Genomic DNA, 22,167 nt, shown 5'->3' with positions numbered 1-22,167 from the left:
TATGGATGGTATTTTCCTGCAGCAACTGATCAACGGACTGACCCTCGGGTCCGTCTACGGTCTGATCGCCATCGGCTACACAATGGTCTATGGCATCATCGGCATGATCAACTTCGCCCATGGCGAGGTGTACATGATTTCCGCCTACCTGGCGGCAATCAGCCTGGCCTTGCTGGCCTACTTCGGCATCGAATCCTTCCCGCTACTCATCCTCGGCACCCTGATCTTCACCATCGTGGTCACCGGGATCTACGGCTGGGTCATCGAGCGCGTCGCCTACAAGCCCCTGCGCAACTCCACCCGCCTGGCGCCGCTGATCAGCGCCATCGGCATCTCGCTGATCCTGCAGAACTACGCGCAGATCAGCCAGGGCGCCAAGCAGCAGGGCGTGCCCACCCTGCTGGCCGGGGCCTGGAAGGTGGATATCGGCAGTGGCTTCGTGCAACTGACCTACACCAAGATCTTCATCCTGGTGGCGGCTTTCGCCGGCATGGCACTGCTGACCTACATCATCAAGTACACCAAGCTCGGGCGCATGTGCCGGGCCACCCAGCAAGACCGCAAGATGGCCTCGATCCTGGGGATCAACACCGACCGGGTGATCTCCTACGTGTTCATCATCGGCGCGGCCATGGCCGCCCTGGCCGGGGTGCTGATCACCATGAACTACGGCACCTTCGACTTCTACGCCGGCTTCGTCATCGGCATCAAGGCCTTCACCGCCGCGGTGCTCGGCGGCATTGGCTCGCTGCCCGGGGCCATGCTCGGCGGGATCATCCTCGGTATCTCCGAGTCGTTGTTCTCCGGCTTGATCAACTCCGACTACAAAGACGTGTTCAGCTTCTCGCTGCTGGTGCTGATCCTGATCTTCCGTCCCCAAGGCCTGCTGGGTCGCCCACTCGTGGCGAAGGTGTAAGTATGTCTGCTGCCAATAAACCGATCGACATCAAGAAGAGCGTCGTCGACGCCGTGCTCGCCGGGCTGATCTCGCTGATCGTGTTCGGCCCCATCGTGGGCGTGGTCCTGGACGGCTACAGTTTCAACCTGGAACCGACCCGGGTCGCCTGGCTGGTGGCCATCGTCATGGCCGGGCGCCTGGCCCTGAGCCTGTTCCTGCAGACCCCGCGCGGGCTGAAGATCCTCCAGGGTTTCGAAAGCAGCGGCTCGGGCGTGCATGTGCTGGCGCCGGACTACAAATCGCGGCTGCGCTGGATCATTCCGGCGCTGATCGTGATCGCCATCGTCTTTCCGTTCTTCGCCAACAAGTACCTGCTGACCGTGGTGATCCTCGGCCTGATCTACGTGCTGCTGGGCCTTGGGCTGAACATCGTGGTGGGCCTGGCCGGGCTGCTGGACCTTGGCTACGTGGCGTTCTACGCCATCGGCGCCTACGGCCTGGCCCTGGGCTACCAGTACCTGGGCCTGGGCTTCTGGACGGTGCTGCCCCTGGCGGCGATCGCCGCGGCACTGGCGGGGTGCATATTGGGCTTCCCGGTGTTGCGCATGCATGGCGATTACCTGGCCATCGTGACCCTCGGGTTCGGCGAGATCATCCGCCTGGTGCTCAACAACTGGCTGTCCTTCACCGGTGGTCCCAACGGCATGCCGGTGCCGTCGCCGACCTTCCTGGGCCTGGAGTTCGGACGCAAGGCCAAGGACGGTGGAGTGCCGTTCCATGAGTTCTTCGGCCTGGAATACAACCCCAACCTGAAGTTCCTGTTCATCTACATCGTGCTGTTCCTGGTGGTGCTGCTGGTGCTCTACATCAAGCATCGGCTGACCCGCATGCCCGTGGGCCGGGCCTGGGAAGCCTTGCGCGAGGACGAGATCGCCTGCCGCGCCATGGGGCTGAACCATGTACTGGTGAAGCTCTCGGCCTTTACCCTGGGTGCCTCCACCGCGGGCCTGGCCGGGGTGTTCTTCGCCAGCTACCAGGGCTTCGTCAACCCGTCGTCCTTCACCTTCTTCGAGTCGGCGCTGATCCTCGCCATCGTGGTGCTGGGGGGCATGGGGTCCACCGTGGGCGTGGTGATCGCCGCATTCGTGCTCACCGTGGCGCCTGAACTGCTGCGCAGCTTCTCCGAATACCGGGTGCTGCTGTTCGGCATCCTCATGGTGTTGATGATGATCTGGCGGCCGCGGGGCTTGATCCGCATCAGCCGCACCGGGGTGACCCCGCGCAAAGGCGTTTTGACCCCAAGGAGCGCACCATGAGCGAATACATTCTTTCGGTCGAGAACCTGATGATGCATTTCGGCGGCATCAAGGCCCTCAGCGATGTCAGCCTCAAGGTCAAGCGCAACTCGATCTTCGCCCTGATCGGCCCCAACGGTGCCGGCAAGACCACGGTGTTCAACTGCCTCACCGGTTTCTACAAGGCATCCGGTGGCCGCATCGAACTCAATACCCGGGGCCAGCAGACCAACGTCATCAAGCTGTTGGGCGAGCCGTTCCGGGCCAGCGACTTCGTGTCGCCGAAAAACTTCTCCAGCCGCCTGTACTACAAGATGTTCGGCGGCACCCACCTGGTGAACCGGGCCGGCCTGGCGCGGACCTTCCAGAACATCCGCCTGTTCCGGGAAATGTCGGTGGTGGAGAACCTGCTGGTGGCCCAGCACATGTGGGTCAATCGCAACCTGCTGGCGGGAGTGCTCAACACCAGGGGCTATCGCAAGGCGGAAAGCGATGCCCTGGACCAGGCCTTCTACTGGCTGGAAGTGGTGGACCTGGTGGACTGCGCCAACCGCCTGGCCGGCGAGTTGTCCTACGGCCAGCAGCGGCGCCTGGAGATCGCCCGGGCCATGTGCACGCGGCCGCAGGTGATCTGCCTCGACGAACCGGCCGCGGGCCTCAACCCCCAGGAAACCGAGGCGCTGAGCGCGATGATCCGGTTGCTGCGCGACGAACATGACCTGACCGTGGTGTTGATCGAGCACGACATGGGCATGGTGATGAGCATTTCCGACCATATCGTGGTACTGGACCACGGCAACGTGATCGCTGAAGGCGGGCCGGAGGCGATCCGCAACGATCCGAAGGTGATCGCCGCCTACCTGGGTGCCGACGAAGAGGAACTGGCATGACTCAACCTATCCTCGAGCTCAAGGACCTGGATGTGTACTACGGGCCGATCCAGGCCTTGAAGAAGGTCTCGCTGCACATCGACGAAGGGGAAACCGTGAGCCTGATCGGCTCCAACGGCGCTGGCAAGTCGACCCTCTTGATGTCGATCTTCGGCCAGCCCCGGGCCGAGTCCGGGCAGATTCTGTACCGCGGTGTGGACATCACCCGCAAGTCGTCCCACTACATCGCGTCCAACGGCATCGCCCAGTCCCCTGAAGGGCGCCGGGTGTTCCCCGACATGACCGTGGAGGAAAACCTGCTGATGGGCACCATTCCCATCGGCGACAAGTACGCGAGCGAGGACATGCAGCGCATGTTCGAGTTGTTCCCCAGGCTCAAGGAGCGGCGCAACCAGCGCGCCATGACCATGTCCGGCGGCGAGCAGCAGATGCTGGCCATCGCCCGGGCCTTGATGAGCCGGCCCAAGTTGCTGTTGCTGGATGAACCGAGCCTGGGCCTGGCGCCGATCGTGGTGAAGCAGATCTTCGCCACCCTGCGGGAGCTGGCGGCCAGTGGCATGACCATCTTCCTGGTGGAGCAGAATGCCAACCATGCGCTCAAGCTGTCCGACCGCGCCTACGTGATGGTCAACGGCGAGATCCGCCTCAGCGGCAGCGGCAAGGAACTGCTGGTCAACGAGGAGGTGCGTAACGCCTACCTGGGCGGCCACTGACCGGCTGTGGATGAAAAGGCCCTGCCGGTTCGCGCCGGCGGGGCCTTTTTTATCCACACCCGCAGGTTCAGCCTGTTTTCCGGGGCTGGCCGTGAGGAGGGCGCTGATTTGCGTCCGACAATTGTGGAAAACCTCTTGAGCAAGTTGCCGGAACGCCGCATGAAGATGCCGCAAACGGTTGTTTTTTCACCGTTTTGAGTTGTCCCCGTTTGTTGTGGAGCGGGCTGTGGGTAACGTGGGAGTAGCTGGCTGAAAGCCTTGCAGGACGTGGCTTGCAAGCAATCGTTGGTTTTTTGATCAGCGGCTTTTGGCGATCTTCAGGACGGCTTTGTCAACCTTTTTATTGTCGCAGCAGGCGGTGGGCGAAGCCCTGTACAAGCCTGTGGATAAGTCTGTGGCTAAACTCTGGAAAGAACTCCCGGGGCGGCGTGGTTACTGGCCTCTGGCCTTCTATTGTTTGACCGTTCGGTCATCTTTTCAGGCTGCGGCGGCACGGACGGCCGGCCCAGGTCAAGGGAAAAACTTTGCCTGTGCCCGCGCAGGCCTTGTGAATCGTGGCCTGGAGTATTTGCCAGTTGCCCCCAAAGACTGTGGACCGCCCTGTGGATAAGGTGCGCGCACCTGGCTACAGGCCACGCAGGGCCTGGATTTGCGCCTAGTGGTTGTTTTTTGTACAGCATCCTGTGGATATCCACAGCGACTGCGGGCGCTGTGGCCATGAAGCTTCCTGGATACAGGGCCAGTTGCCGCCCGAAGCCGGGCCGGGCATGCTGCGAAACGTTTTTTTATTGAAATGGCGGCCCGCCCCCAGCAAGGAGAACACCATGACTTCCACTCTGTTCATCACAGGCGCGACTTCCGGTTTCGGCGAGGCCTGTGCCCGGCGCTTTGCCGAGGCCGGCTGGTCGCTGGTACTGACCGGTCGCCGCCAGGAGCGCCTCGATGCCTTGCGCGCGGAGCTCTCCAAGCAGACCGAAGTCCATGGCCTGGTGCTGGACGTGCGAGACCGCAAGGCCATGGAACAGGCCATCGACAACCTGCCGCCGACGTTCGCCAAGCTGCGCGGCCTGATCAACAACGCCGGCCTGGCCCTGGGGGCGGACCCTGCGCCCAAGTGCGACCTGGACGACTGGGACACCATGGTCGATACCAACATCAAGGGCCTGATGTACAGCACCCGCCTACTGCTGCCGCGGCTGATCGCCCATGGCCGTGGTGCCGGGATCGTCAACCTGGGCTCCGTCGCTGGGAACTACCCATACCCTGGCAGCCACGTGTATGGCGGCACCAAGGCCTTCGTCAAGCAGTTCTCCCTGAACCTGCGCTGCGACCTGCAGGGCACCGGGGTACGGGTGACCAACATCGAGCCGGGCCTGTGCGAAAGCGAGTTCTCGCTGGTGCGCTTTGGCGGTGACCAGGCCCGTTATGACGCCACCTACGCCGGCGCCGAGCCGATCCAGCCCGAGGACATCGCCGAGACCATCTTCTGGGTCATGAATACTCCGGCCCACGTCAACATCAACAGCCTGGAACTGATGCCGGTCAGCCAGTCCTGGGCCGGTTTCGCCATCGACCGCGCCAAGGCCTGACCTGCCAGGGTGCAGCTTCGCTGGCAGTGCGCGGTACTTTTGCCGCTGCTGAGCTGGCGAGGCTGCGCCAAGGTCCGCAGGACCTTGCACGGCGCCCATGATCATGCCCAGCGACAGCCGTTATCCACAGCCTCGCAGTGAGGTCGGACGCACGCGGAAATATATAAGCTGATTCGTTTCAGCTGGCCGAAGCCGAGGCACGCTAGAATTCCTCCCCTAAATTTGTACTGCCGCTGTTATCGAGGCGGTGTTTTCCAAGTTCCGTGGGAGGAATCGTGAGTAACCGAGGTGAGCAGGCTCTGCTCAAGCAATCGACCGTACTGATGTTCGCCGTGGCGATCGCCGGTATCGCCACAGGTTTTGTTTCTGGCGCCCAATCCATCCTGTTCGATGGTTTCTTTTCCCTGATCGCCACCTTCATCAAGGTGCTGATGCTGATCACCGCCAGGCTGATCACCAAGCCGGGCAACCAGCGCTTCCAGTTCGGCTTCTGGCACCTGGAACCCATGGTGCTGTTGATCGAGGGCAGCTTCCTGCTGCTGATCGCCATCTACGCCTTTCTCAACGGTGTGTTCGGCATCATCAATGGAGGCCGGGAGATCGAGCTTGGGCTGGTGATCGTCTACGCCGCAGTGTTCACCGTGGTGGAGTTCGCCTACTTCTTCTACGTGCGCCATCGCAACCGCAAGCTCAAGTCGTCGCTGATCCAGTTCGACAACATCAGCTGGCTGGTGGACGCCATGCTGTCGGTGGGCCTGCTGGTGAGCTTCCTCTGCGCCTTGTTGCTCAAGCACTACGGCCATGACCAGTGGGCGGTGTATGTCGACCCGCTGATCCTGATCGCCCTGGCCCTGAGCATGCTGGCGCCGGCCCTGAAGATCTTGCGCCCGGCCTTGCGCGAGGTGCTGGGCATCGCTCCCGACCAGTTGGACGAGACCGTGCGCACAGTGATGGAACAAGCCAAGGCCACCCATGGTTTCCAGGACTATGTCAGCTATGTGCAAAAGCACGGCCGGGCGCGTTTCATCGAGATCCACGTGGTGCTGCCGGCCGACTATCCGCTACAGGATGTCGCGACCCTGGACCGCTTGCGCGAGGACATTTCCCGCCAGTTGGGCGGAGCCGATGCCGCACGCTGGCTGACCATCAGCTTCACCGGCGATCGCAAGTGGATCGCCTGACCGGCCTGTGGGCCGGCCAGGCGTTTCAGCCGAAGTAGCCAGCCAGGGCCTGATAACAGGTGGCCAGGTGATAAGGCGTGGTCGAAGGCATGTCCTGGCGGCTGACCGCGCCATTGGCGTCCAGGCATTCGTACCAGCCGCCGGCATGCAGGAAGTTGCCTTGCAGCGCCTGGAGCTGGCGCTCCAGGAAGGCCTGGCCATCGGTGCGCAAGGTCAGCGCGCGCAGGTATTCGGCCTGGGCCCAGATACGCTGGGTGGCATCCCTGGGGCTGGCCTGGGGGGGCAGTTCGAGCATCGCGCACACCGCGCCGCTCTGGGGATCGACCCCCAGCCGTTCGCTGAGGGCGAAGGCTCGTTCCAGGCAGGCGTGCAGCGGCCCCTGGCGCAGCAGGGGCGAGGAGGCGAGGAGGAAATACCACTCGAACTGGTGTCCTGGCTCGAACCAGTTATCCACAGCCCCCAGGGGCTTCTCCATCATCACGCCCTGCTGTGGCTCGATGAAGTGCTGCTGCATGGCCTGGCACAACTCGAGCAAGGCCGCCTCCACCGAGGCATCGTCACGGGCCGCGAGGGTGGCGAGGAAGGCCTCGGCCAGGTGCATCGAGGGGTTCTGCAACGGACCGCTGCCCAGCAAGGACCAATCCTCGCCCAGGCTGGCTTCGTAGAGCCCCTCGCCCTGGGCGAAACGCTGGGCCACCACTTCCAGGGCGGCATTGAGTGTCGACTCCACCAGCGGTTCGCGGACCTTGGCCCAGTAGTGGGCGCAGGCGAAGACGATGAACGCGTGGGTGTAGAGGTCCTTGCGCCGGTCCAGCGGCGCGCCTTCGGGGTCGATGCTGTAGAACCAGCCGCCGTGCTCGGCATCGTGGAAATGCCGTTGCAGCGAGCGGAACAGTGCTGCGGCGCGCTCCGCGGCGAAGGGCGCGCTGGCCTCGCCGATCAGTTGGGAAAACACGTACAACTGTCGGGCGCAGGCCATGGCCCGATAGCGCTGCGGCGGCAGGGGCTGGTGCTCGGTGTCCAGCGCCTCGTAGGGCAGCGCCAGTTGCGGGTTCCAGCCCGGCCCTTGCCACAGGGGCACGATCACCTTGTGAAAATGCTGCTGCACGGCCTGGAACACAGCATTGGCGACTGGCGAGGGGGTAGGGCGGGATACATCGAGCATTGGCTGGCGTCTTCTAACGGCAGGTTTGAATGCGCGACATGTTAGCAGAGAAGGCCGTGCCGATTGGCCCTGCGTCGCAGCCACCGCGGCGGCTGCGACCTGAGGGTTTCAACCGGCGAGCAGCCACACGCCGGCGGCGGCAGAGGCCGCGCCGGCCATGCGCACCAGGGGCGCGGCGGTCCGCGGTAGCGCTCGCACCAGGGCGTACCCTGCGGCATGCAGGGCCGCGGTGGCGGCCACGAAACCTGCGGCATAGGCCCAGGGGCTGGACATCTCCGGCAGTTCCAGGCCATGGGCCACGCCGTGGAACAGGGCGAACAAGGCCGTGGCCGCCATGGCCAGGGCCAGCGGCGGGCGTACTGCCAGCGCGACCGCCAGGCCCAGGGCCAGGACCGAGGCGGCGATGCCGCTTTCCAGGGCTGGCAGTTGCAGGCCGGTGAAACCCAGCAGCCCGCCCAGCAACATGGTGCCGACGAAGGTGCAGGGCAGCGCCCAGCGCGCCACGTCTTGTTGCTGGGCGGCCCACAGGCCTACCGCGACCATCGCCAGCAGATGGTCGAGGCCGCCGAGCGGATGACCGATGCCGGCCACCAGGCCGTTGTCGCCATGGCCGGGGTGGGCCAGGGCCAGGGTGGGAGCCAGCAGCAGGGCCAGGGCCCCGAGGATGCGTTGGAAGGTCATGGATCGCTGTCCTTTTCGAGGGTCGAGGTTGGGTTCAGGCTGCGCTCAGCAGGCCCTGGCGTTCGATGAAGGCGATGATGTCCGCCAGGCCCTGGCCGGTTTTCTGGTTGCTGAAGACGAACGGCTTGCCGCCACGCATGCGCTGGGTGTCGCTGTTCATCAGGTCCAGGGAGGCGCCGACCAGCGGCGCCAGGTCGATCTTGTTGATCACCAGCAGGTCGGATTTGCAGATGCCGGGGCCACCCTTGCGTGGCAGCTTGTCGCCGGCCGAGACATCGATCACGTAGATGGTCAGGTCCGAGAGTTCCGGGCTGAAGGTAGCGGACAGGTTGTCGCCGCCGGACTCCACCAGGATCAGGTCCAGCCCCGGGAAGCGGCGGTTCAGCTGATCCACGGCCTCCAGGTTGATCGAGGCGTCTTCGCGAATGGCGGTGTGCGGGCAGCCGCCGGTTTCCACGCCGATGATGCGCTCCGGGGCCAGGGCCTGGTTGCGCACCAGGAAATCGGCGTCCTCGCGGGTATAGATATCGTTGGTCACCACCGCCAGGTTGTAGCGCTCGCGCAGGGCCAGGCACAGGGCCAGGGTCAGGGCGGTCTTGCCGGAGCCCACCGGGCCTCCGATACCGACGCGCAAGGGTTGTGTATTCATGTGTTTCTCCAAAATGACGGGCCCTCAGGAACGAAACAGGCGGCTGTACTGGCGCTCATGGGCCATGCTCGCCAGGGACAGGCCGAAGGCGGCGCTGCCGTAGTGTTGGGGATCAAGTGCGGTGGCCTGCTGCTGGGCCTGTTGCAGCAGTGGCAGCAGGTCGCTGGTCAGGCGCTGGGCGGCCTGCTGGCCCAGGGGCAGGGTCTTCATCAGCACTGCCATCTGGTTCTCCAGCCAGCTCCAAAGCCAGGCGGCCAGGGCATCGCGCGGGGCGATTTGCCAAGCACGGGCGGCCAGGGCCCAGCCCAGGGCCAGGTGCGGTTCGTCCTGTCGCGCCAGCATTTGTCGGGCGCCGGCGTCCAGTTCCGGCAGGCCTTCGAGCAGTTGCTTGAGGGAGTAGCCCATTTGCCGGCTCTCCAGGTACAGCTCGCGGGTTTCACGACTGGCCCGATGCTCTTCACCGAGCTGGTGCAGGCGCTGCCAGTCCTGCTCCGCTGCGGCCAGGCAATGGCCCCAGAGCAGCGGGGCCTCGAAGCGCGCCAGGTTGAGCAGCAACTGATCGCCGATCCAGCGCCGGGCGCTGTCAGGGTCATGCACCCGCTGTTGTTCCACCGCCATCTCCAGGCCCTGGGAGTAGCTGTAGCCACCGATGGGCAGTTGCGGACTGGCCAGGCGCAACAGGGCCCAGGCCGGGTTCACGGGCGAGCGCCGAACTGGTGCAGGCGTGGCGGGTAGTTGAAGTCCGCATCGCCGTGATGGGAGTGATGGTGTCCGCCCCCATAGGCGCCATGCTCGGGCTGGAATGGCGCCTCGATGACACTGGCGCTGGCCCCCAGTTGTTCGAGCATGGCCTTGAGCACGTAGTCGTCCAGCAACCGCAGCCAGCCATCGCCCACTTGCAAGGCCACGTGGCGGTTGCCCAGGTGATAGGCCGCGCGGGTCAGTTCCAGGGCATTGCCACAGGTGACATGCAGCAGGGTCTCGGCGCGGGCGCAGACCCTGACGATGCGCCCGTCCTCGGCGACCAGGAACTCACCATCATGTAGCGGTGGCTGGCCACGTTCCAGGAACAGGCCGACGTCCTCGCCCTCGACGCTGAAGCAGCGCAGGCGGCTCTTGCTGCGCGCTTCATAGGTCAGGTGCAGTTCAGCGGACCAGGAGGCCTGGGGGGTGGTTCGGCGATGGATCACCAGCATCGGAAAGCTTCCAGCTATGAACGATGCACAAGCCTGAGCAAGGGCCTTGCCAATCGCTCGAAGGAAAGGAAAACCCCTGGTACTGCGCCTGGAAAAGGGGCAAAACCTTGTTTCATCTTGTTACAAATTGCTGCGCCGAGCTGATTTATAGCACTGGCTTGGTGCGCTGCAAATGTTTTTGCCGCAATCCGGTGCCTGTTTGACGGGCAGGCGCAAAGGCCTGCTCCAGAGCAGGGCGGGGGAGATCTGGCGCAGTGGTGGGGGGAATTATTCGGTACTGCCCAAGCCGTTCCAGTGCTTGAGCCCGATGAAGATGAAGCGCAGCTGCTGGGTCATCTTCGCCTGGGGCGTGAGGTGTTCGGGCAAGGCCTGGACCGGTGGATCGATGATGTCCGGCAAGGTGGCGAACACGCTCTTGACCACCAGGTCGGCCATGACGCTGAGGTCGGCCACATCGAGGTGCTGCAGCTTGGGCATCAGCGCCAGGTCGGCGGCCAGGTCCGAGCTGATGTTTTCCCGCAGGCTGGCGATGGCTTGGCGTACCGGCAGCGAGCCGCCGTACTGCTCGCGAGCGAGAAACAGGAACTGCACGCGCTTGGCTTCCACCACATCGAGGAAGATGCGCACCGACGCGTCGATGATGCCGCCCATGACGAATTCGTTATGGCGGACCAGGCGGATGGTTTCGCGAAAGGTCTGGCCCACTTCGCTGACCAGCTCCAGGCCAAGCTGGTCCATGTCGCTGAAATGCCGGTAGAAACCAGTGGGGACGATGCCGGCGGCCTTGGCCACTTCCCGCAGGCTCAGGCTGCCAAAACCACGACCACCCTCCATCAGGTGCCGGGCGGCATCCATCAGGGCGTTGCGGGTCTGTTGCTTCTGTTCGGCGCGGGGCAGCATCTGGAAGGGAATTCTTCGCTTGGGAGAGCGGGGCACTCTAGCAAATCAACTTTGCCTGAGTCGAACTGGCGTCAGGCCTGGGTAGGCCGGGGATGGGATTGCTGCGCTGGAAAGTCAAAAGCCCGATCCAGGGACCGGGCTTTTTTCTGGGCCAGCATGGCCTCAGCTCGCAGCTTGATGACGTTCGGCCAGGCGATCGGCACCGCCTTCGGCAACGGTCTGGCCTTGTGGGGTACGGCTGTAGCCATCTTCGACCAGGCCTTTCTCTTCCAGGCGATCGCGGCCACCTTCGGCAACGGTCTGGCCTTGTGGGGTGCGGCTGTAGCCATCTTCGACCAGGCCTTTCTCTTCCAGGCGATCGCGGCCACCTTCGGCAACGGTCTGGCCTTGTGGAGTGCGGCTGTAGCCATCTTCGACCAGGCCTTTCTCTTCCAGGCGATCACGGCCGCCTTCGGCTACGTTTTGACCTTGTGGAGTACGGTCGTAGCCATCTTCGGCAACGCTCTGGCCTTGTGGGGTGCGATCATAGCCATCGGCGGCGACCTTGTTGCGTTCGATCAGGCGATCCGAACCACCTTCGGCCAGGGTCTGGGTGAACACGCTGCTATGGCTGGCCTGGACCTGTGGAGTGGCCTGTTCGGCGGCGGGCAGGGCGAAGGCGTTGGCGGCCAGGATGGATAAGGTCAGGCTCAAGAGGATGTGGCGTTTCATGATAGGGGGTGCTCCTTGGGAGGGCGAAAAACTGGGTACGGAGCTAATGTTACCGCCACAAAATCGATATAAAAGTTCATAAACACAATGATGATAATCAACAGAATTGATTGTTTGCCGCGAGGCTCTAGCCCGGGCTTCTCCGCTTGCAGGGTCGTGCACCGGGGTGGGTAGTTTCGACTCACCCATGCTCCAGGGAGGGGCCATGAGCGGTAACACATGGCTGTCCAAGTGGTCAGCAATGACCGCTTTTCCCCCCAGGTCGGCGTCGCCGATCAAACCTGTGGGGACTTTGTCAGTCGTAGTTCCAATGCCGGTGGTTTTGCCCCGGTTCTTCATCGATGCGTCGTGGTTCGGCGCTCAGTTGTCTCAAGGAGCCTCGTGCCATGACGCGCACTCGTAAAATCCTCGCCTGGACCTTCACCGGCCTGGTCCTGTTGCTGGCCCTACTGGTGCTGGTGGTGGCCTTTTTCGACTGGAACCGGATCAAGCCGGCCCTCAATGCCAAGGTGTCCGAGGAATTGCACCGGCCGTTCGCGATCAATGGCGACTTGTCGGTGGCCTGGCGGCGCGAGCCCGACGAGGGTGGCTGGCGGGCCTGGGTGCCTTGGCCCCATGTGGTGGCCGAGGACCTGACCCTGGGCAACCCGGACTGGTCCAAGGCACCGCAGATGGTCGGCCTCAAGCGGGTCGAACTGCGGATCTCGCCCCTGGCGCTGCTGGCGCGGCAGGTGAGCATCCCGCGCATCGACCTCACCGAACCCGAGGCGGCCTTGCAGCGGTTGGCCGACGGCCGTGCCAACTGGACCTTCACCTTCGATCCCGCGGACCCCGATGCCGAGCCATCCAGCTGGACGGTGGACATCGGCGCCATCGGCTTCGACAAGGGCCACGTGACCCTGGACGACCAGAGCCTCAAGACCCGCCTGGACCTTTTGGTGGAACTGCTCGGCCAGCCAATTCCGTTCAGTGACATCGTTGGCCAGAGCGAGGCGAAGAAAGCCGCCGAGCAAGGCGCCGAACCCCAGGCCTATGCCTTCGCCCTCAAGGTCAAGGGCCAGTACCACGGGCAGAAGCTCGCTGGCACCGGCAAGATCGGCGGCCTGCTGGCCCTCAAGGACAGCAGCAGGCCGTTCCCGCTCCAGGCCCAGGCGCAGATTGGCGACTCGCGCATCGAGCTGCGCGGCAGCCTCACCGATCCACTGAACCTGGGCGCCCTGGACCTGCGCCTGAAGCTGGCGGGCACTAGCCTGGGCAACCTCTATCCATTGACCGGGGTGACCCTGCCCGATTCCCCGCCGTACTCCACCGATGGCCACCTGAGCGCCAAGCTGCACGACCCGGCCGGCGCGACGTTCAGCTACAAGGATTTCAACGGCAAGATCGGCGACAGCGACATCCACGGCAACCTGACCTACGTGGCCAGCCAACCCCGGCCCAAGCTCAGCGGGGCGCTGGTTTCCAACCAGCTCCTGTTCCGCGACCTGGGGCCGCTGATCGGCGCCGACTCCAATGCCAAGCAGAAGGCCCGGGGCGGCGAGAGCAAGCAACCGGCGGACAAGGTGTTGCCGGTGGAGGAGTTTCGCACCGAGCGCTGGCGCGATATGGACGCCGACGTCGAGTTCACCGGCAAGCGTATCGTCCACAGCTCCGACCTGCCGTTCACCGATCTCTATACCCACCTGGTGCTCAACGACGGCCAGCTCAGCCTGGAACCCCTGCGCTTCGGCGTGGCCGGCGGCAAGCTCGATGCCCAGGTACGCCTCAATGGCCACACCGCGCCCATGGAAGGCCGGGCCCGGCTGACCGCGCGCAACTTCAAGCTCAAGCAACTGTTCCCCACCTTCGAGCCCATGAAGACCAGCTTCGGCGAGCTCAACGGCGATGCCGATCTTTCGGGGCGCGGCAACTCGGTGGCGGCCCTGCTGGGCAGCGCCAACGGCGACCTGAAGATGCTGATCAACGATGGCGCCATCAGCCGCGGGCTGATGGAGATCGCCGGGCTCAACGTCGGCAACTATGTGGTGGGCAAGTTGTTCGGCGACAAGGATGTGAAGATCAACTGCGCCGCCGCCGACTTCGGCATCAAGACTGGCCTCGCCACTTCGCGCCTGTTCGTCTTCGATACCGAGAACGCCATCATCTATGTCGATGGCACCGCCAACATGGCCACCGAGCAGCTGGATTTGACCATCACCCCCGAGTCCAAGGGCCTGCGCCTGTTCTCCCTGCGCTCGCCCCTCTATGTGCAGGGCAAGTTCATCCAGCCCAGCGCCGGGGTCAAGGCCGTGCCGCTGGTATTGCGTGGAGCGGGAATGGTGGCGCTGGGGGTGATCGCCGGTCCGGCGGCAGGGCTCCTGGCGTTGGTGGCGCCGAGCAACGACGAACCCAACCAGTGCGCGCCACTGTTGCAGCAGATGCGTGCGGGCAAGGCGCCGGCGACGGTCAAGCCGGGCAAGTAAGACAGGGACTGAGAGGGGCCGGCCCGCTCCTGCATCCAGGGGCGGGCCGGGCAGGCGCTACAGGTCTTGGAGGATGTCCGCCATGTCGTCGGCGTGCTCTTCTTCCTGGGCCAGGATCTCTTCGAACAGGCGGCGGGTGGTCGGGTCCTTGTCGCCGATGTACTGGATGATCTCGCGGTAGCTGTCGATGGCGATCCGCTCGGCCACCAGGTCCTCGTAGACCATTTCCTTCAAGCTACTGCCGGCCACGTATTGGGCATGGGACCTGGCCGACAGCAGGTCGGGGTTGAATTCCGGTTCGCCACCCAGCTGGACGATGCGCTCGGCCAGCTTGTCGGCATGCTCGGCTTCCTGGGTGGCGTGTTCGAGGAACTCGTCGGCGGCCACGCTGGCCTTGAGCCCGTTGGCCATGAAGTAGTGGCGCTTGTAGCGCAGCACGCAGACCAGCTCGGTGGCCAGGGCTTCATTGAGCAGGCGCAGCACTTCCTCGCGATCGGCGTTGTAGCCGGCGGTCACGGCGCCGTTCTCCACGTGGCTGCGGGCCCGTTCGCGCAGGCTGTTCACATCGGACAAATGCATCTGGCTCATCTTGGTTTCTCCTAGGGGGCTAATCCGTCTTGCGCCGGGCTCTGCGGGCCTGGTCGCTACCTAGGGTGTGAGTCGTGGGAGCGGCAAAAAGTTTGATCGGATGTGCCGCGACGGCCAGGCTTCAGCTGCGACCCAGCAACGGGTGCCCGGCCAGCAGCGCTTCCTGCTGCAACCACTGGAGGAATACCCGCACCGGTGGATGGCGCTCGCGCCCGGGCACGCACAACGCGCAATAGCCGGCGCCGCCCACATGGATGTCCGGGCGGTAGGCCTGCAACAGACCGCTGGCCACGCTCTGCGATACCAGGATATTGCTGGCCAGCACCAGGCCCTGGCCAGCGATGGCCGCTTGCAGGGCGTACTGCTCTTCGTCGTAGGAGCGTACCTGCGGCTGGCCCTCGAGCCAGTTTTCCCCGGCCTGGGCACACCAGGCCTGCCAGCCATCGGCATACAGCGTGGAGCTGCGCCAGTGCACGCTGATCAGCGCCGGCCGTTGTTGCCCGGCCAGCGCCACTTGTTGCGGCGAGCCATAGACCGCGAAGCGTTCATCGAACAGGCACAGGCCGTGCAAATTCAGGTAGCCGTCCTGGCTATAGCGGATGGCCACGTCGATGCTGGCATCCTGTTGCAGGTCCACCACCTCGCACTGGGTGTCCAGGCGCAGGTTGATGCCTGGATGCTGGGCGTAGAAGCGACCCAGGCGCGGCACCAGCCACAGGGCGGCGAAGGCGGCCGTGGTGGACACCGTCAACTGCCCGTTGTCCGGAGCCGGGCGCAGGGTGGCGACGCTCTGCGCCACATCCAGCAGGGCGCCATGCAGGCTGTGGAACAAGCGATCGCCGGCTTCGGTGAGGCGCACCTGGCGTGGCAGGCGTTCGAACAAGGGCACGCCCAGCCAGTGCTCCAGGCTGCGGATCTGATGGGACACTGCCGTGGGCGTCACCGACAGGTCGTCGGCCGCCTCCTTGAAGCTCAGCAAGCGCGCGGCAGACTCGAAGGTCCGCAGGGCGGTGAGAGGCAGGTGGGCAAACATAGAGCTCTCCATGGCTGAGTTGAATTCATCTGAATGGATTTTAATTCGTTTGTTGGCGAATGCCGCTGGCTCTAGCTTTAGCGCGAAATCGATAGGCATTCAAGGCCGTCCAGGTTCTAGCGCATGAGGAAGTTCAGATGAGTAAAGTTCTTGTAGTCCATGGCAGTCCCCGAGGCGAGCGATCCCACAGCCGGCGCCTGGCCGAGGTATTCCTGCAGGCCTGGCAAGCGGCCAACCCCCAAGGTTCGTTGACCCGCCGGGAAGTCGGGCGCGGGGCCATTCCCCATGTCAGCGAAGCCTTCATCGCCGCGGCGTTCTATCCACAACCCGAGGCCCGCCCGCTGTCGATGCAGGCCGACCTGGCCCTGAGCGATGAGTTGGTCGGCGAGCTGTTCGAGCACCAGCGCCTGGTGATCTCGGCGCCCATGCACAATTTCAGCGTGCCCAGTGGCATCAAGGCCTGGGTCGACCATATCGTGCGCCTGGGGCTGACCTTCGACACCCAGCTGGACAACGGCGTGGCCCACTACCAGCCGCTGGTACTGGGCAAGAAGGTGCTGGTCATCACCAGCCGTGGCGGCGGCGGTTTCGGCCCGGGTGGCGAGCACGAGGCGATGAACCACGCCGACCGCTGGCTGCGTACCGCCCTGGGCTTCATGGGCATCGACGACGTCACGGTGATCGCGGCCGAAGGCGAAGAGTCGGTGCCCGAGCGATTCCAGCAATCCTGCGCCCAGGCCGAACAGCAATTGCTGGCCCTGGCCCGGCGCTTCTGAGGTATGCCCATGGCCTGGGGATTGTTGTTGCTGGCTGCGGCCTTCGAGGTGGCGTTCGCTATGGGCATGAAGTACGCCGAAGGTTTCACCCGGCCCTGGCCGTCGCTGCTGACCCTGGTGGCGGCACTGGGCGGGGTCTACTTCCTGACCCTGGCCCTGCGCGAACTGCCGGTCAGCGTGGCGTATCCGATCTGGACCGCCATCGGCTCCCTGGGCACGGTGCTGCTGGGGTTCGCCTTGCTGGGCGAGAGCCTGACGCCGCTCAAGCTGGTGTCGGTAGGGTTGATCCTGGCGGGGGTAGTGGGGCTCAAGCAGGGCGCGTGAGGGCTTGTCATGGGGCAGTCGCCAAACGGTCACAAAGACTGACCACGGCCTTGGTTATGGTCTAGCTTTCAGCCAGGCCACCGTCTCCGTACAAGGATGTCCCCATGTCCCAAGAGCTTGCCACCCGTTATCCCCTGGTCCTGGTGCCCGGCATGCTCGGTTTTGTCCGCCTGCTGCTCTATCCCTATTGGTACGGGATCATCCCGGCCTTGCGCCAGGGTGGCGCCCAGGTGTTTGCGGTACAGGTCTCGCCGCTCAACTCCAGCGAGGTGCGCGGCGAACAACTGCTGACGCAGATCCAGCAGATCCTGGAGCAGACCGGCGCCGCCCGGGTCAACCTGATCGGCCATAGCCAGGGCGCGCTCACGGCACGCTACGCAGCGGCCCGGCGGGCCGACCTGGTGGCTTCGGTGACGTCGGTGGCGGGTCCCAACCATGGTTCCGAGCTGGCGGACTACCTGCAGCGGCATTCCCCGGCCCATAGCTGGCGCGGACGCATGCTGAGCCTGCTGCTGCGTGGGCTCTCGGCGCTGATGACGCTGCTGGAGACCGGCTATCGCGGGCCGAAGCTGCCTTCGGACATCCATGCCTCGCACCAGTCGTTGACCAGCGAGGGCGTGGCCCTGTTCAACCGCCAGTATCCACAGGGCCTGCCGGCGACCTGGGGCGGGCAGGGCGCGGAAGAGGTCGCCGGCGTGCGCTACTACTCCTGGTCCGGCACCTTGCAGCCGGGCAAGACCAATCGTGGCGGGAACTTGATGGACGGCTCGAGCCGCAGTTGCCGGTTGTTCGCCCGGACCTTCGTGCGCGAGGCTGGGCAGTGCGACGGCATGGTGGGCCGCTACAGCTCGCACCTGGGGATGGTCATCGGCGACGACTATCCCCTGGATCACTTCGATATCGTCAACCAGTCCCTGGGGCTGGTGGGCAAGGGCGCCGAGCCGATCCGCCTGTTCGTCGAGCATGCCCGGCGGCTGAAGGCGGCCGGGCTTTGAACCGGTGGTTCTTCAGGCCGCACGCAGGCGCGAGCCCAGCTCCTGGGTCCAGCGTTCGGACAGCACCACGCCGCCCAGGGTCAGGACGCCGCCCACCAGGTGGAACCAGGCCAGTTGCTCGCGCAGCACCACGGCGGCGATCAGCGCGGTGACCAATGGCAGCAGGTTGAAGAACAGCGTGGTCCGGCTCGGCCCCAGGCGTACCACGGCTTGCATCCAGGCCAGTGGCGCGAGCATCGAGGCCAGCAGGCAGGCGTAGAGCACCAGCGGGATGTTCTGCAGGGTCGGGCCCACTTTCGGCGATGCCAGGAACAACGGCAGCAGCACCAGCACCGCGACCAGTACCTGCAAGTACAGCAGCACCAGGGGTGGCAGGCGCAGCTGCCATTTCTTCAGCAGGGTGCTGTACACCGCATAGGCCAGGGTGGCCACCAGCATCATCGCGTCGCCCAGGTTGACCCCGTGCTGCAGCAAGCTGGCCAGGCTGCCCGAGGACACCACCACCAGCACCCCGGCGAAGGACAGCACCGCGCCGACCAGCGCCCCGGCGGTCAGGCGCTGGCCCAGCACCGCGATGGCCATGGCCAGGGACATCAGTGGCATCAGGGAAAGGATGATGCCCATGTTGGTGGCCGAGGTCTGGATGGCGGCGAAGTAGGCCAGGCTCTGGTACACCGCCATGCCCAGTACGCCGAGGACGAAGATCCGGCCAAGGTTCGGGCGGATCACCGGCCAGTGGCGGCGCACCGGCCCGAGCATGAACGGGGTGAACAACAGGCCCGCCAGCAGCCAGCGATAGAAACCGATCTCCGCAGGGAAGATCGCCCCCACAGCGAGTTTGTTGACCACGGTATTGCCGGCCCAGATGAAGACGGCCAGTAATGGATAAGCGTATTGCATGGAGACAGCCAGAGAAGTGAATGAGGGCTGATTATCCTCCTGTCCGGATCAACGCCTATACTGCGAACCGGACAACCCGCCCCTGCATCCGGACAGCATGAGCAAAAAACACATCGACCTGCTGGACTTCCATGGCCTGCCCGCGCCGGTGTACTTCCGCTATGCCGACTTCGCCGCCCACAGCCATGCCCTGGAGCACCGCCATCCCTGGGGTTGCCTGGAGTATTCGGCCCATGGCGTGATGCACATGGAGATCGCCGGCCAGCGCTTCATGTCGCCGCCCCAGTACGCGGTCTGGGTGCCGCCCTATACCGCCCACAGTTTCTATACCAGCCAGCCCATCAACTATCGCGCGGTGCTGCTGGCGCCGGAGCTGTGCCGCGACCTGCCGCAGCAAGGCTGCACCTTGAGCATCAGCGAGATCCTCAAGGCGATCCTCAAGGACTTCGCCAGCCGGGACGTGCAGATCCCCGAGGGCGCAGCCGACCAGCGCCTGGCCCAGGTACTGCTGGACCAGTTGCGCCAGGCTCCGGTGCACACCTGCTTCCTGCCCTACGCCAACAATCCCGACCTGCTGCGGGTGCTCCAGGCGCTGCAGGCCGAGCCGGGCAACAACCAGCCGTTGGCCTACTGGGCGCAACAGGCCCATGTCAGCGAACGGACCCTGGCCCGGCAGTTCGTGCGCGAGCTGGGCATGAGCTTCGGCGAGTGGCGCCAGCGCCAGCGGTTCCTGGCGGCGATCCAGGCCCTGGAGAGCCCCCGCAGCATCCAGGAGATCGCCTTCGACATGGGCTACAGCAGCGCCTCGGCGTTCATCGCGATGTTCCAGCGCCACGCCGGCTGCACCCCCGAGCAGTACCGCCGGGCCGGCCTGCAGAACAGGTGAAGGTGTAACAGGCTTTGTCTACACTGCCTGGGAGGCCGCGCCCATCGGTGCGGTGACAAGGAGAAAACTCCATGAAGATGTTGCGTATCCCGTTGCTGATGGTGGGCCTGCTGCTGTGCTCCCAGGGTTTTGCCGCTACCGCCCAGCAGAACAAGATGACCACCTGTAACACCGAAGCCACCGCCAAGAGCCTCAAGGGCGATGAGCGCAAGGCCTTCATGAGTACCTGCCTCAAGGCTGCGCCTGCCGCCGCCACGACGCCTTCCACGCCCCAGGAAAGAATGAAATCGTGCAACGCCGACGCCACGGCCAAGGCGCTCAAGGGCGATGCGCGCAAGACCTTCATGAGCGACTGCCTGAAGAAAAAATGATCGCGGATCGATGAGGGCGAGGCGCCGGAAGCCCGCTGGGTCCTGGCCCTCATCGAGCTCTGGCGCCATGAGCCAGCCATAAATATCCATTGTTTCAATTGGTTACCCAAGTAATTACCGTTCGTCGGTTTTTTAGGGGGTTGCCCGATTTACATTTAAAATTCGTGCCCTTCAAAAACAGGCGCCTGGATGCGCCGTACGGACCTTCCCCAGTGTCCGTTTCAAGGGAATGACGGCATGCCGCGTTTTGGCTGGTTGAAGCCTGTTGTAGCGTTTTGTGCTCTATCTGGTTCTTTTGTCGTTTGCGCCGCGCCTTTCCAGACGCCGGGCGACCGCGACCTGATTCGCGACCGCCAGCAGCAATTGCTGCAGGAACAGCAGCGACGTCTCGATGAACTCCAGCAACTGCCCGGCAAGACCTTGCCCGCCGAACCGGCTCCCCAGCCTGGTGAACAGCGCTGCTTCACCATCAGGACCGTGGTCCTCAAGGGCGCCGAGCACCTGAGCGCCGCCGACCAGGAGCGCCTGGTGGCGCCCTATCGCGACCAGTGCCTGTCGGTCGCACAGATCAACACCCTGCTCAAGGCCATCACCCACCACTACCTGCAACTGGGTTATGTCACCACCCGGGCCTACCTGCCGGCCCAGGAGCTGGGGGCCGGGCAACTGACGATCGTGGTGGTCGAAGGGCGCCTGGAGAGCCTGGACAGTTCTGCCCTGGCCAGTTCGCGGGAGCTGGCCATGGCGTTTCCCGGTACCACCGGCGAGGTGCTGAACCTGCGGGAGCTGGAGCAACTGGTGGATCAGCTGACCCGCCTGCCGTCGCGCCAGGTCGAATTGGAACTGGCCCCCGGCGCGCAGCTCGGCGATAGCCGGGTAGGGCTCAAGGGCGAGCGCCTCAAGCCCTGGCGGCTATCGGCGACGCGCAACAACAACGGTGACAAGAGCACCGGCGAACAGCAGATGGGCCTCGGCCTGGATTGGGACAGTCCTCTTGGGCTGGCGGACCAGTTGAGCCTGCGGGCCAACCAGGACGCGGTCAGCGACCGCTGGCGCCATTCCGACAACCAGAGCCTGTTCTACAGCCTGCCCTGGGGCTGGTGGACCTTCAGCTATTCCTATAGCCAGAGTTACTACCGCACCCGCAACGACGCCACCGGCTTCAATTTCTCCATGGATGGCCAGAGCAAGAACCAACAGTTGCGGGCCGAGCGCGTGCTGCACCGGGACAACCTCAGCAAGACCGGCATGAGCCTGGGGATCAGCCACCTGCGGACCCGCAACTACATCGACGACAACCTGATCGATGTTTCCAGCAATCGCATCACCGAAAGCCAGCTGGGGTTCAACCACGGGCGGCGCATTGGCAACGCCCTGGTCAACGCCGACATCGGTTGGCAGCAGGGCATCGGCGCCCTCGACGCCCAGGCCAGCGGACATCCCCACGGCAGCGAGCCGGTGTCGCGCTACAACAAGTACAGCCTGACCCTGAGCTACCTGCAGCCCTTTCGCTTGTGGAACGAAAACTTCAGCTTCGACAGCATGGCCACCGGGCAGCGTAGCGAAGACCCGCTCTTCAGCCCCCAGCGCATCAGCCTCGGCGGCCTCAACTCGGTACGCGGCTTCCAGGACCAGACCCTCTCCGGCAACAGCGGTGGCTACTGGCGCAACCAGCTGCGCTGGCGCCGGGCAGTGACCTGGCAGGCGCTGCAACCCTTCGTCCAGGAGTACGGCCTGGCCTTCGCCTACGACGTCGGGGCGATCAAGGGCGACCGCTACAACCGCGATGCCAAGGGGCGCCTGAGCGGCAACGCCATCGAACTCAATGCCCGCGGCCAATACCTGGCGGCATCGCTCAGTTTCGCCCGCTCCCTGGAGCGGCCGGCAATTATCGAGAGGCGAGAACACCCGGTGTACTTCCGGGTAGACCTGTTCTTCTGACCCTGCTCAACCGTTAGTGGATG

Annotated in this window: 24 protein-coding genes; 14 read left to right on the top strand and 10 right to left on the bottom strand. The window is 64.5% G+C overall.

Features of this window, described 5'->3' with window-relative positions; genetic code table 11:
• Position 1 precedes the first annotated feature (1 nt).
• The 7 genes from CAG11_RS06270 (at position 2) to CAG11_RS06240 (ending at position 6,566) form a co-directional block, all read left to right on the top strand.
• On the top strand, positions 2–916 hold the full coding sequence (locus tag CAG11_RS06270; RefSeq protein WP_022641909.1) for a branched-chain amino acid ABC transporter permease: 915 nt from the start codon (positions 2–4) through the stop codon (positions 914–916).
• Positions 917–918: 2 nt separating this feature from the next.
• Positions 919–2,214: a high-affinity branched-chain amino acid ABC transporter permease LivM gene (gene livM, locus CAG11_RS06265; RefSeq protein WP_053132324.1), complete on the top strand. Its 1,296-nt coding sequence runs from the start codon at positions 919–921 to the stop codon at positions 2,212–2,214.
• The gene (locus CAG11_RS06260; RefSeq protein WP_022641910.1) at positions 2,211–3,083 is read left to right on the top strand and encodes an ATP-binding cassette domain-containing protein; all 873 of its coding nucleotides are present in this window, start codon (positions 2,211–2,213) and stop codon (positions 3,081–3,083) included. The genes livM and CAG11_RS06260 overlap by 4 nt, the downstream gene beginning before the upstream one ends.
• Entirely contained in the window at positions 3,080–3,796 is a 717-nt protein-coding gene (locus tag CAG11_RS06255; RefSeq protein WP_022641911.1) for an ABC transporter ATP-binding protein, read from the top strand. Before CAG11_RS06260 ends, CAG11_RS06255 begins: the two co-directional genes overlap by 4 nt.
• A 6-nt stretch (positions 3,797–3,802) precedes the next feature.
• Positions 3,803–3,994 (top strand): hypothetical protein, encoded by a 192-nt coding sequence (locus tag CAG11_RS33100; protein ID WP_143494509.1) that lies wholly within the window; start codon positions 3,803–3,805, stop codon positions 3,992–3,994.
• Positions 3,995–4,620: 626 nt separating this feature from the next.
• Positions 4,621–5,385 (top strand): SDR family oxidoreductase, encoded by a 765-nt coding sequence (locus CAG11_RS06245; protein ID WP_085595468.1) that lies wholly within the window; start codon positions 4,621–4,623, stop codon positions 5,383–5,385.
• 275 nt (positions 5,386–5,660) lie between these two features.
• Positions 5,661–6,566 carry a cation diffusion facilitator family transporter gene (locus tag CAG11_RS06240; protein WP_085595466.1) on the top strand — a complete coding sequence of 302 codons (906 nt, stop codon included), beginning with the start codon at positions 5,661–5,663 and terminating at the stop codon, positions 6,564–6,566.
• Positions 6,567–6,591: 25 nt separating this feature from the next.
• On the opposite strand, the gene CAG11_RS06235 is transcribed toward CAG11_RS06240, so the two are convergent.
• The 7 genes from CAG11_RS06235 to CAG11_RS06205 form a co-directional block, all read right to left on the bottom strand.
• On the bottom strand, positions 6,592–7,731 hold the full coding sequence (locus tag CAG11_RS06235) for an AGE family epimerase/isomerase (RefSeq protein ID WP_085595464.1): 1,140 nt from the start codon (positions 7,729–7,731) through the stop codon (positions 6,592–6,594).
• A 108-nt stretch (positions 7,732–7,839) separates the two neighbouring features.
• Positions 7,840–8,412, bottom strand: a complete 573-nt coding sequence (locus CAG11_RS06230) for a HupE/UreJ family protein (RefSeq protein WP_085595462.1) — start codon at positions 8,410–8,412, stop codon at positions 7,840–7,842.
• Between the two features lie 34 nt (positions 8,413–8,446).
• Positions 8,447–9,061, bottom strand: a complete 615-nt coding sequence (ureG, locus tag CAG11_RS06225) for an urease accessory protein UreG (RefSeq protein WP_022641998.1) — start codon at positions 9,059–9,061, stop codon at positions 8,447–8,449.
• A gap of 24 nt (positions 9,062–9,085) precedes the next feature.
• The gene (locus tag CAG11_RS06220; protein WP_085595460.1) at positions 9,086–9,760 is read right to left on the bottom strand and encodes an urease accessory protein UreF; all 675 of its coding nucleotides are present in this window, start codon (positions 9,758–9,760) and stop codon (positions 9,086–9,088) included.
• Positions 9,757–10,257 carry an urease accessory protein UreE gene (gene ureE, locus CAG11_RS06215; protein WP_085595458.1) on the bottom strand — a complete coding sequence of 167 codons (501 nt, stop codon included), beginning with the start codon at positions 10,255–10,257 and terminating at the stop codon, positions 9,757–9,759. Before ureE ends, CAG11_RS06220 begins: the two co-directional genes overlap by 4 nt.
• Positions 10,258–10,524: 267 nt before the next feature.
• The gene (locus CAG11_RS06210; protein WP_022642001.1) at positions 10,525–11,157 is read right to left on the bottom strand and encodes a TetR family transcriptional regulator; all 633 of its coding nucleotides are present in this window, start codon (positions 11,155–11,157) and stop codon (positions 10,525–10,527) included.
• A gap of 162 nt (positions 11,158–11,319) precedes the next feature.
• Positions 11,320–11,868, bottom strand: coding sequence for a hypothetical protein (locus CAG11_RS06205; RefSeq protein WP_022642002.1), 549 nt, complete (start codon positions 11,866–11,868; stop codon positions 11,320–11,322).
• A 386-nt stretch (positions 11,869–12,254) separates the two neighbouring features.
• On the opposite strand from CAG11_RS06205, the gene CAG11_RS06200 reads away from it, so the two are divergent.
• Complete coding sequence (locus tag CAG11_RS06200; protein ID WP_053132311.1) at positions 12,255–14,330, top strand: AsmA family protein; 2,076 nt, start codon at positions 12,255–12,257, stop codon at positions 14,328–14,330.
• Positions 14,331–14,387: 57 nt separating this feature from the next.
• Here CAG11_RS06200 and CAG11_RS06195 read toward each other — a convergent pair whose 3' ends face one another.
• A complete protein-coding gene (locus CAG11_RS06195; protein ID WP_085595456.1) occupies positions 14,388–14,918 on the bottom strand; it encodes a bacterioferritin in 531 nt (176 codons plus the stop codon).
• Between the two features lie 121 nt (positions 14,919–15,039).
• Entirely contained in the window at positions 15,040–15,951 is a 912-nt protein-coding gene (locus CAG11_RS06190) for a LysR substrate-binding domain-containing protein (RefSeq protein ID WP_022642005.1), read from the bottom strand.
• Between the two features lie 137 nt (positions 15,952–16,088).
• On the opposite strand from CAG11_RS06190, the gene CAG11_RS06185 reads away from it, so the two are divergent.
• From CAG11_RS06185 to CAG11_RS06175, 3 genes are all read left to right on the top strand, one after another.
• Positions 16,089–16,727, top strand: coding sequence for an FMN-dependent NADH-azoreductase (locus tag CAG11_RS06185; protein ID WP_022642006.1), 639 nt, complete (start codon positions 16,089–16,091; stop codon positions 16,725–16,727).
• Between the two features lie 9 nt (positions 16,728–16,736).
• Complete coding sequence (locus CAG11_RS06180; protein WP_022642007.1) at positions 16,737–17,051, top strand: multidrug efflux SMR transporter; 315 nt, start codon at positions 16,737–16,739, stop codon at positions 17,049–17,051.
• Positions 17,052–17,155: 104 nt separating this feature from the next.
• On the top strand, positions 17,156–18,046 hold the full coding sequence (locus CAG11_RS06175) for a triacylglycerol lipase (RefSeq protein ID WP_085595454.1): 891 nt from the start codon (positions 17,156–17,158) through the stop codon (positions 18,044–18,046).
• A 12-nt stretch (positions 18,047–18,058) separates the two neighbouring features.
• On the opposite strand, the gene CAG11_RS06170 is transcribed toward CAG11_RS06175, so the two are convergent.
• Positions 18,059–18,946 (bottom strand): DMT family transporter, encoded by an 888-nt coding sequence (locus CAG11_RS06170; RefSeq protein WP_085595452.1) that lies wholly within the window; start codon positions 18,944–18,946, stop codon positions 18,059–18,061.
• Positions 18,947–19,043: 97 nt separating this feature from the next.
• On the opposite strand from CAG11_RS06170, the gene CAG11_RS06165 reads away from it, so the two are divergent.
• From CAG11_RS06165 to CAG11_RS06155, 3 genes are all read left to right on the top strand, one after another.
• Positions 19,044–19,832, top strand: coding sequence for a helix-turn-helix transcriptional regulator (locus tag CAG11_RS06165; RefSeq protein ID WP_085595450.1), 789 nt, complete (start codon positions 19,044–19,046; stop codon positions 19,830–19,832).
• 71 nt (positions 19,833–19,903) lie between these two features.
• A complete protein-coding gene (locus CAG11_RS06160) occupies positions 19,904–20,203 on the top strand; it encodes a PsiF family protein (protein WP_085595448.1) in 300 nt (99 codons plus the stop codon).
• A 237-nt stretch (positions 20,204–20,440) separates the two neighbouring features.
• Positions 20,441–22,144 (top strand): ShlB/FhaC/HecB family hemolysin secretion/activation protein, encoded by a 1,704-nt coding sequence (locus CAG11_RS06155; protein WP_085595446.1) that lies wholly within the window; start codon positions 20,441–20,443, stop codon positions 22,142–22,144.
• Positions 22,145–22,167: the final 23 nt, after the last annotated feature.

This window comes from Pseudomonas sp. B6(2017), from assembly GCF_002112765.1.
GTDB classification, from domain to species: domain Bacteria; phylum Pseudomonadota; class Gammaproteobacteria; order Pseudomonadales; family Pseudomonadaceae; genus Aquipseudomonas; species Aquipseudomonas piscis.
Note: the sequence above shows the minus strand (reverse complement) of the source record. Positions and strands in the feature narration are given on the sequence as shown.

Coding starts and splice junctions, on each gene's coding strand:
- CAG11_RS06270 (WP_022641909.1), top strand. CDS start 2: ATGGATGGTATTTTCCTGCAGCAACTGATCAACGGACTGACCCTCGGG.
- livM (WP_053132324.1), top strand. CDS start 919: ATGTCTGCTGCCAATAAACCGATCGACATCAAGAAGAGCGTCGTCGAC.
- CAG11_RS06260 (WP_022641910.1), top strand. CDS start 2,211: ATGAGCGAATACATTCTTTCGGTCGAGAACCTGATGATGCATTTCGGC.
- CAG11_RS06255 (WP_022641911.1), top strand. CDS start 3,080: ATGACTCAACCTATCCTCGAGCTCAAGGACCTGGATGTGTACTACGGG.
- CAG11_RS06245 (WP_085595468.1), top strand. CDS start 4,621: ATGACTTCCACTCTGTTCATCACAGGCGCGACTTCCGGTTTCGGCGAG.
- CAG11_RS06235 (WP_085595464.1), bottom strand. CDS start 7,731: ATGCTCGATGTATCCCGCCCTACCCCCTCGCCAGTCGCCAATGCTGTG.
- CAG11_RS06230 (WP_085595462.1), bottom strand. CDS start 8,412: ATGACCTTCCAACGCATCCTCGGGGCCCTGGCCCTGCTGCTGGCTCCC.
- ureG (WP_022641998.1), bottom strand. CDS start 9,061: ATGAATACACAACCCTTGCGCGTCGGTATCGGAGGCCCGGTGGGCTCC.
- ureE (WP_085595458.1), bottom strand. CDS start 10,257: ATGCTGGTGATCCATCGCCGAACCACCCCCCAGGCCTCCTGGTCCGCT.
- CAG11_RS06210 (WP_022642001.1), bottom strand. CDS start 11,157: ATGCTGCCCCGCGCCGAACAGAAGCAACAGACCCGCAACGCCCTGATG.
- CAG11_RS06205 (WP_022642002.1), bottom strand. CDS start 11,868: ATGAAACGCCACATCCTCTTGAGCCTGACCTTATCCATCCTGGCCGCC.
- CAG11_RS06200 (WP_053132311.1), top strand. CDS start 12,255: ATGACGCGCACTCGTAAAATCCTCGCCTGGACCTTCACCGGCCTGGTC.
- CAG11_RS06195 (WP_085595456.1), bottom strand. CDS start 14,918: ATGAGCCAGATGCATTTGTCCGATGTGAACAGCCTGCGCGAACGGGCC.
- CAG11_RS06190 (WP_022642005.1), bottom strand. CDS start 15,951: ATGTTTGCCCACCTGCCTCTCACCGCCCTGCGGACCTTCGAGTCTGCC.
- CAG11_RS06185 (WP_022642006.1), top strand. CDS start 16,089: ATGAGTAAAGTTCTTGTAGTCCATGGCAGTCCCCGAGGCGAGCGATCC.
- CAG11_RS06180 (WP_022642007.1), top strand. CDS start 16,737: ATGGCCTGGGGATTGTTGTTGCTGGCTGCGGCCTTCGAGGTGGCGTTC.
- CAG11_RS06175 (WP_085595454.1), top strand. CDS start 17,156: ATGTCCCAAGAGCTTGCCACCCGTTATCCCCTGGTCCTGGTGCCCGGC.
- CAG11_RS06170 (WP_085595452.1), bottom strand. CDS start 18,946: ATGCAATACGCTTATCCATTACTGGCCGTCTTCATCTGGGCCGGCAAT.
- CAG11_RS06165 (WP_085595450.1), top strand. CDS start 19,044: ATGAGCAAAAAACACATCGACCTGCTGGACTTCCATGGCCTGCCCGCG.
- CAG11_RS06160 (WP_085595448.1), top strand. CDS start 19,904: ATGAAGATGTTGCGTATCCCGTTGCTGATGGTGGGCCTGCTGCTGTGC.
- CAG11_RS06155 (WP_085595446.1), top strand. CDS start 20,441: ATGCCGCGTTTTGGCTGGTTGAAGCCTGTTGTAGCGTTTTGTGCTCTA.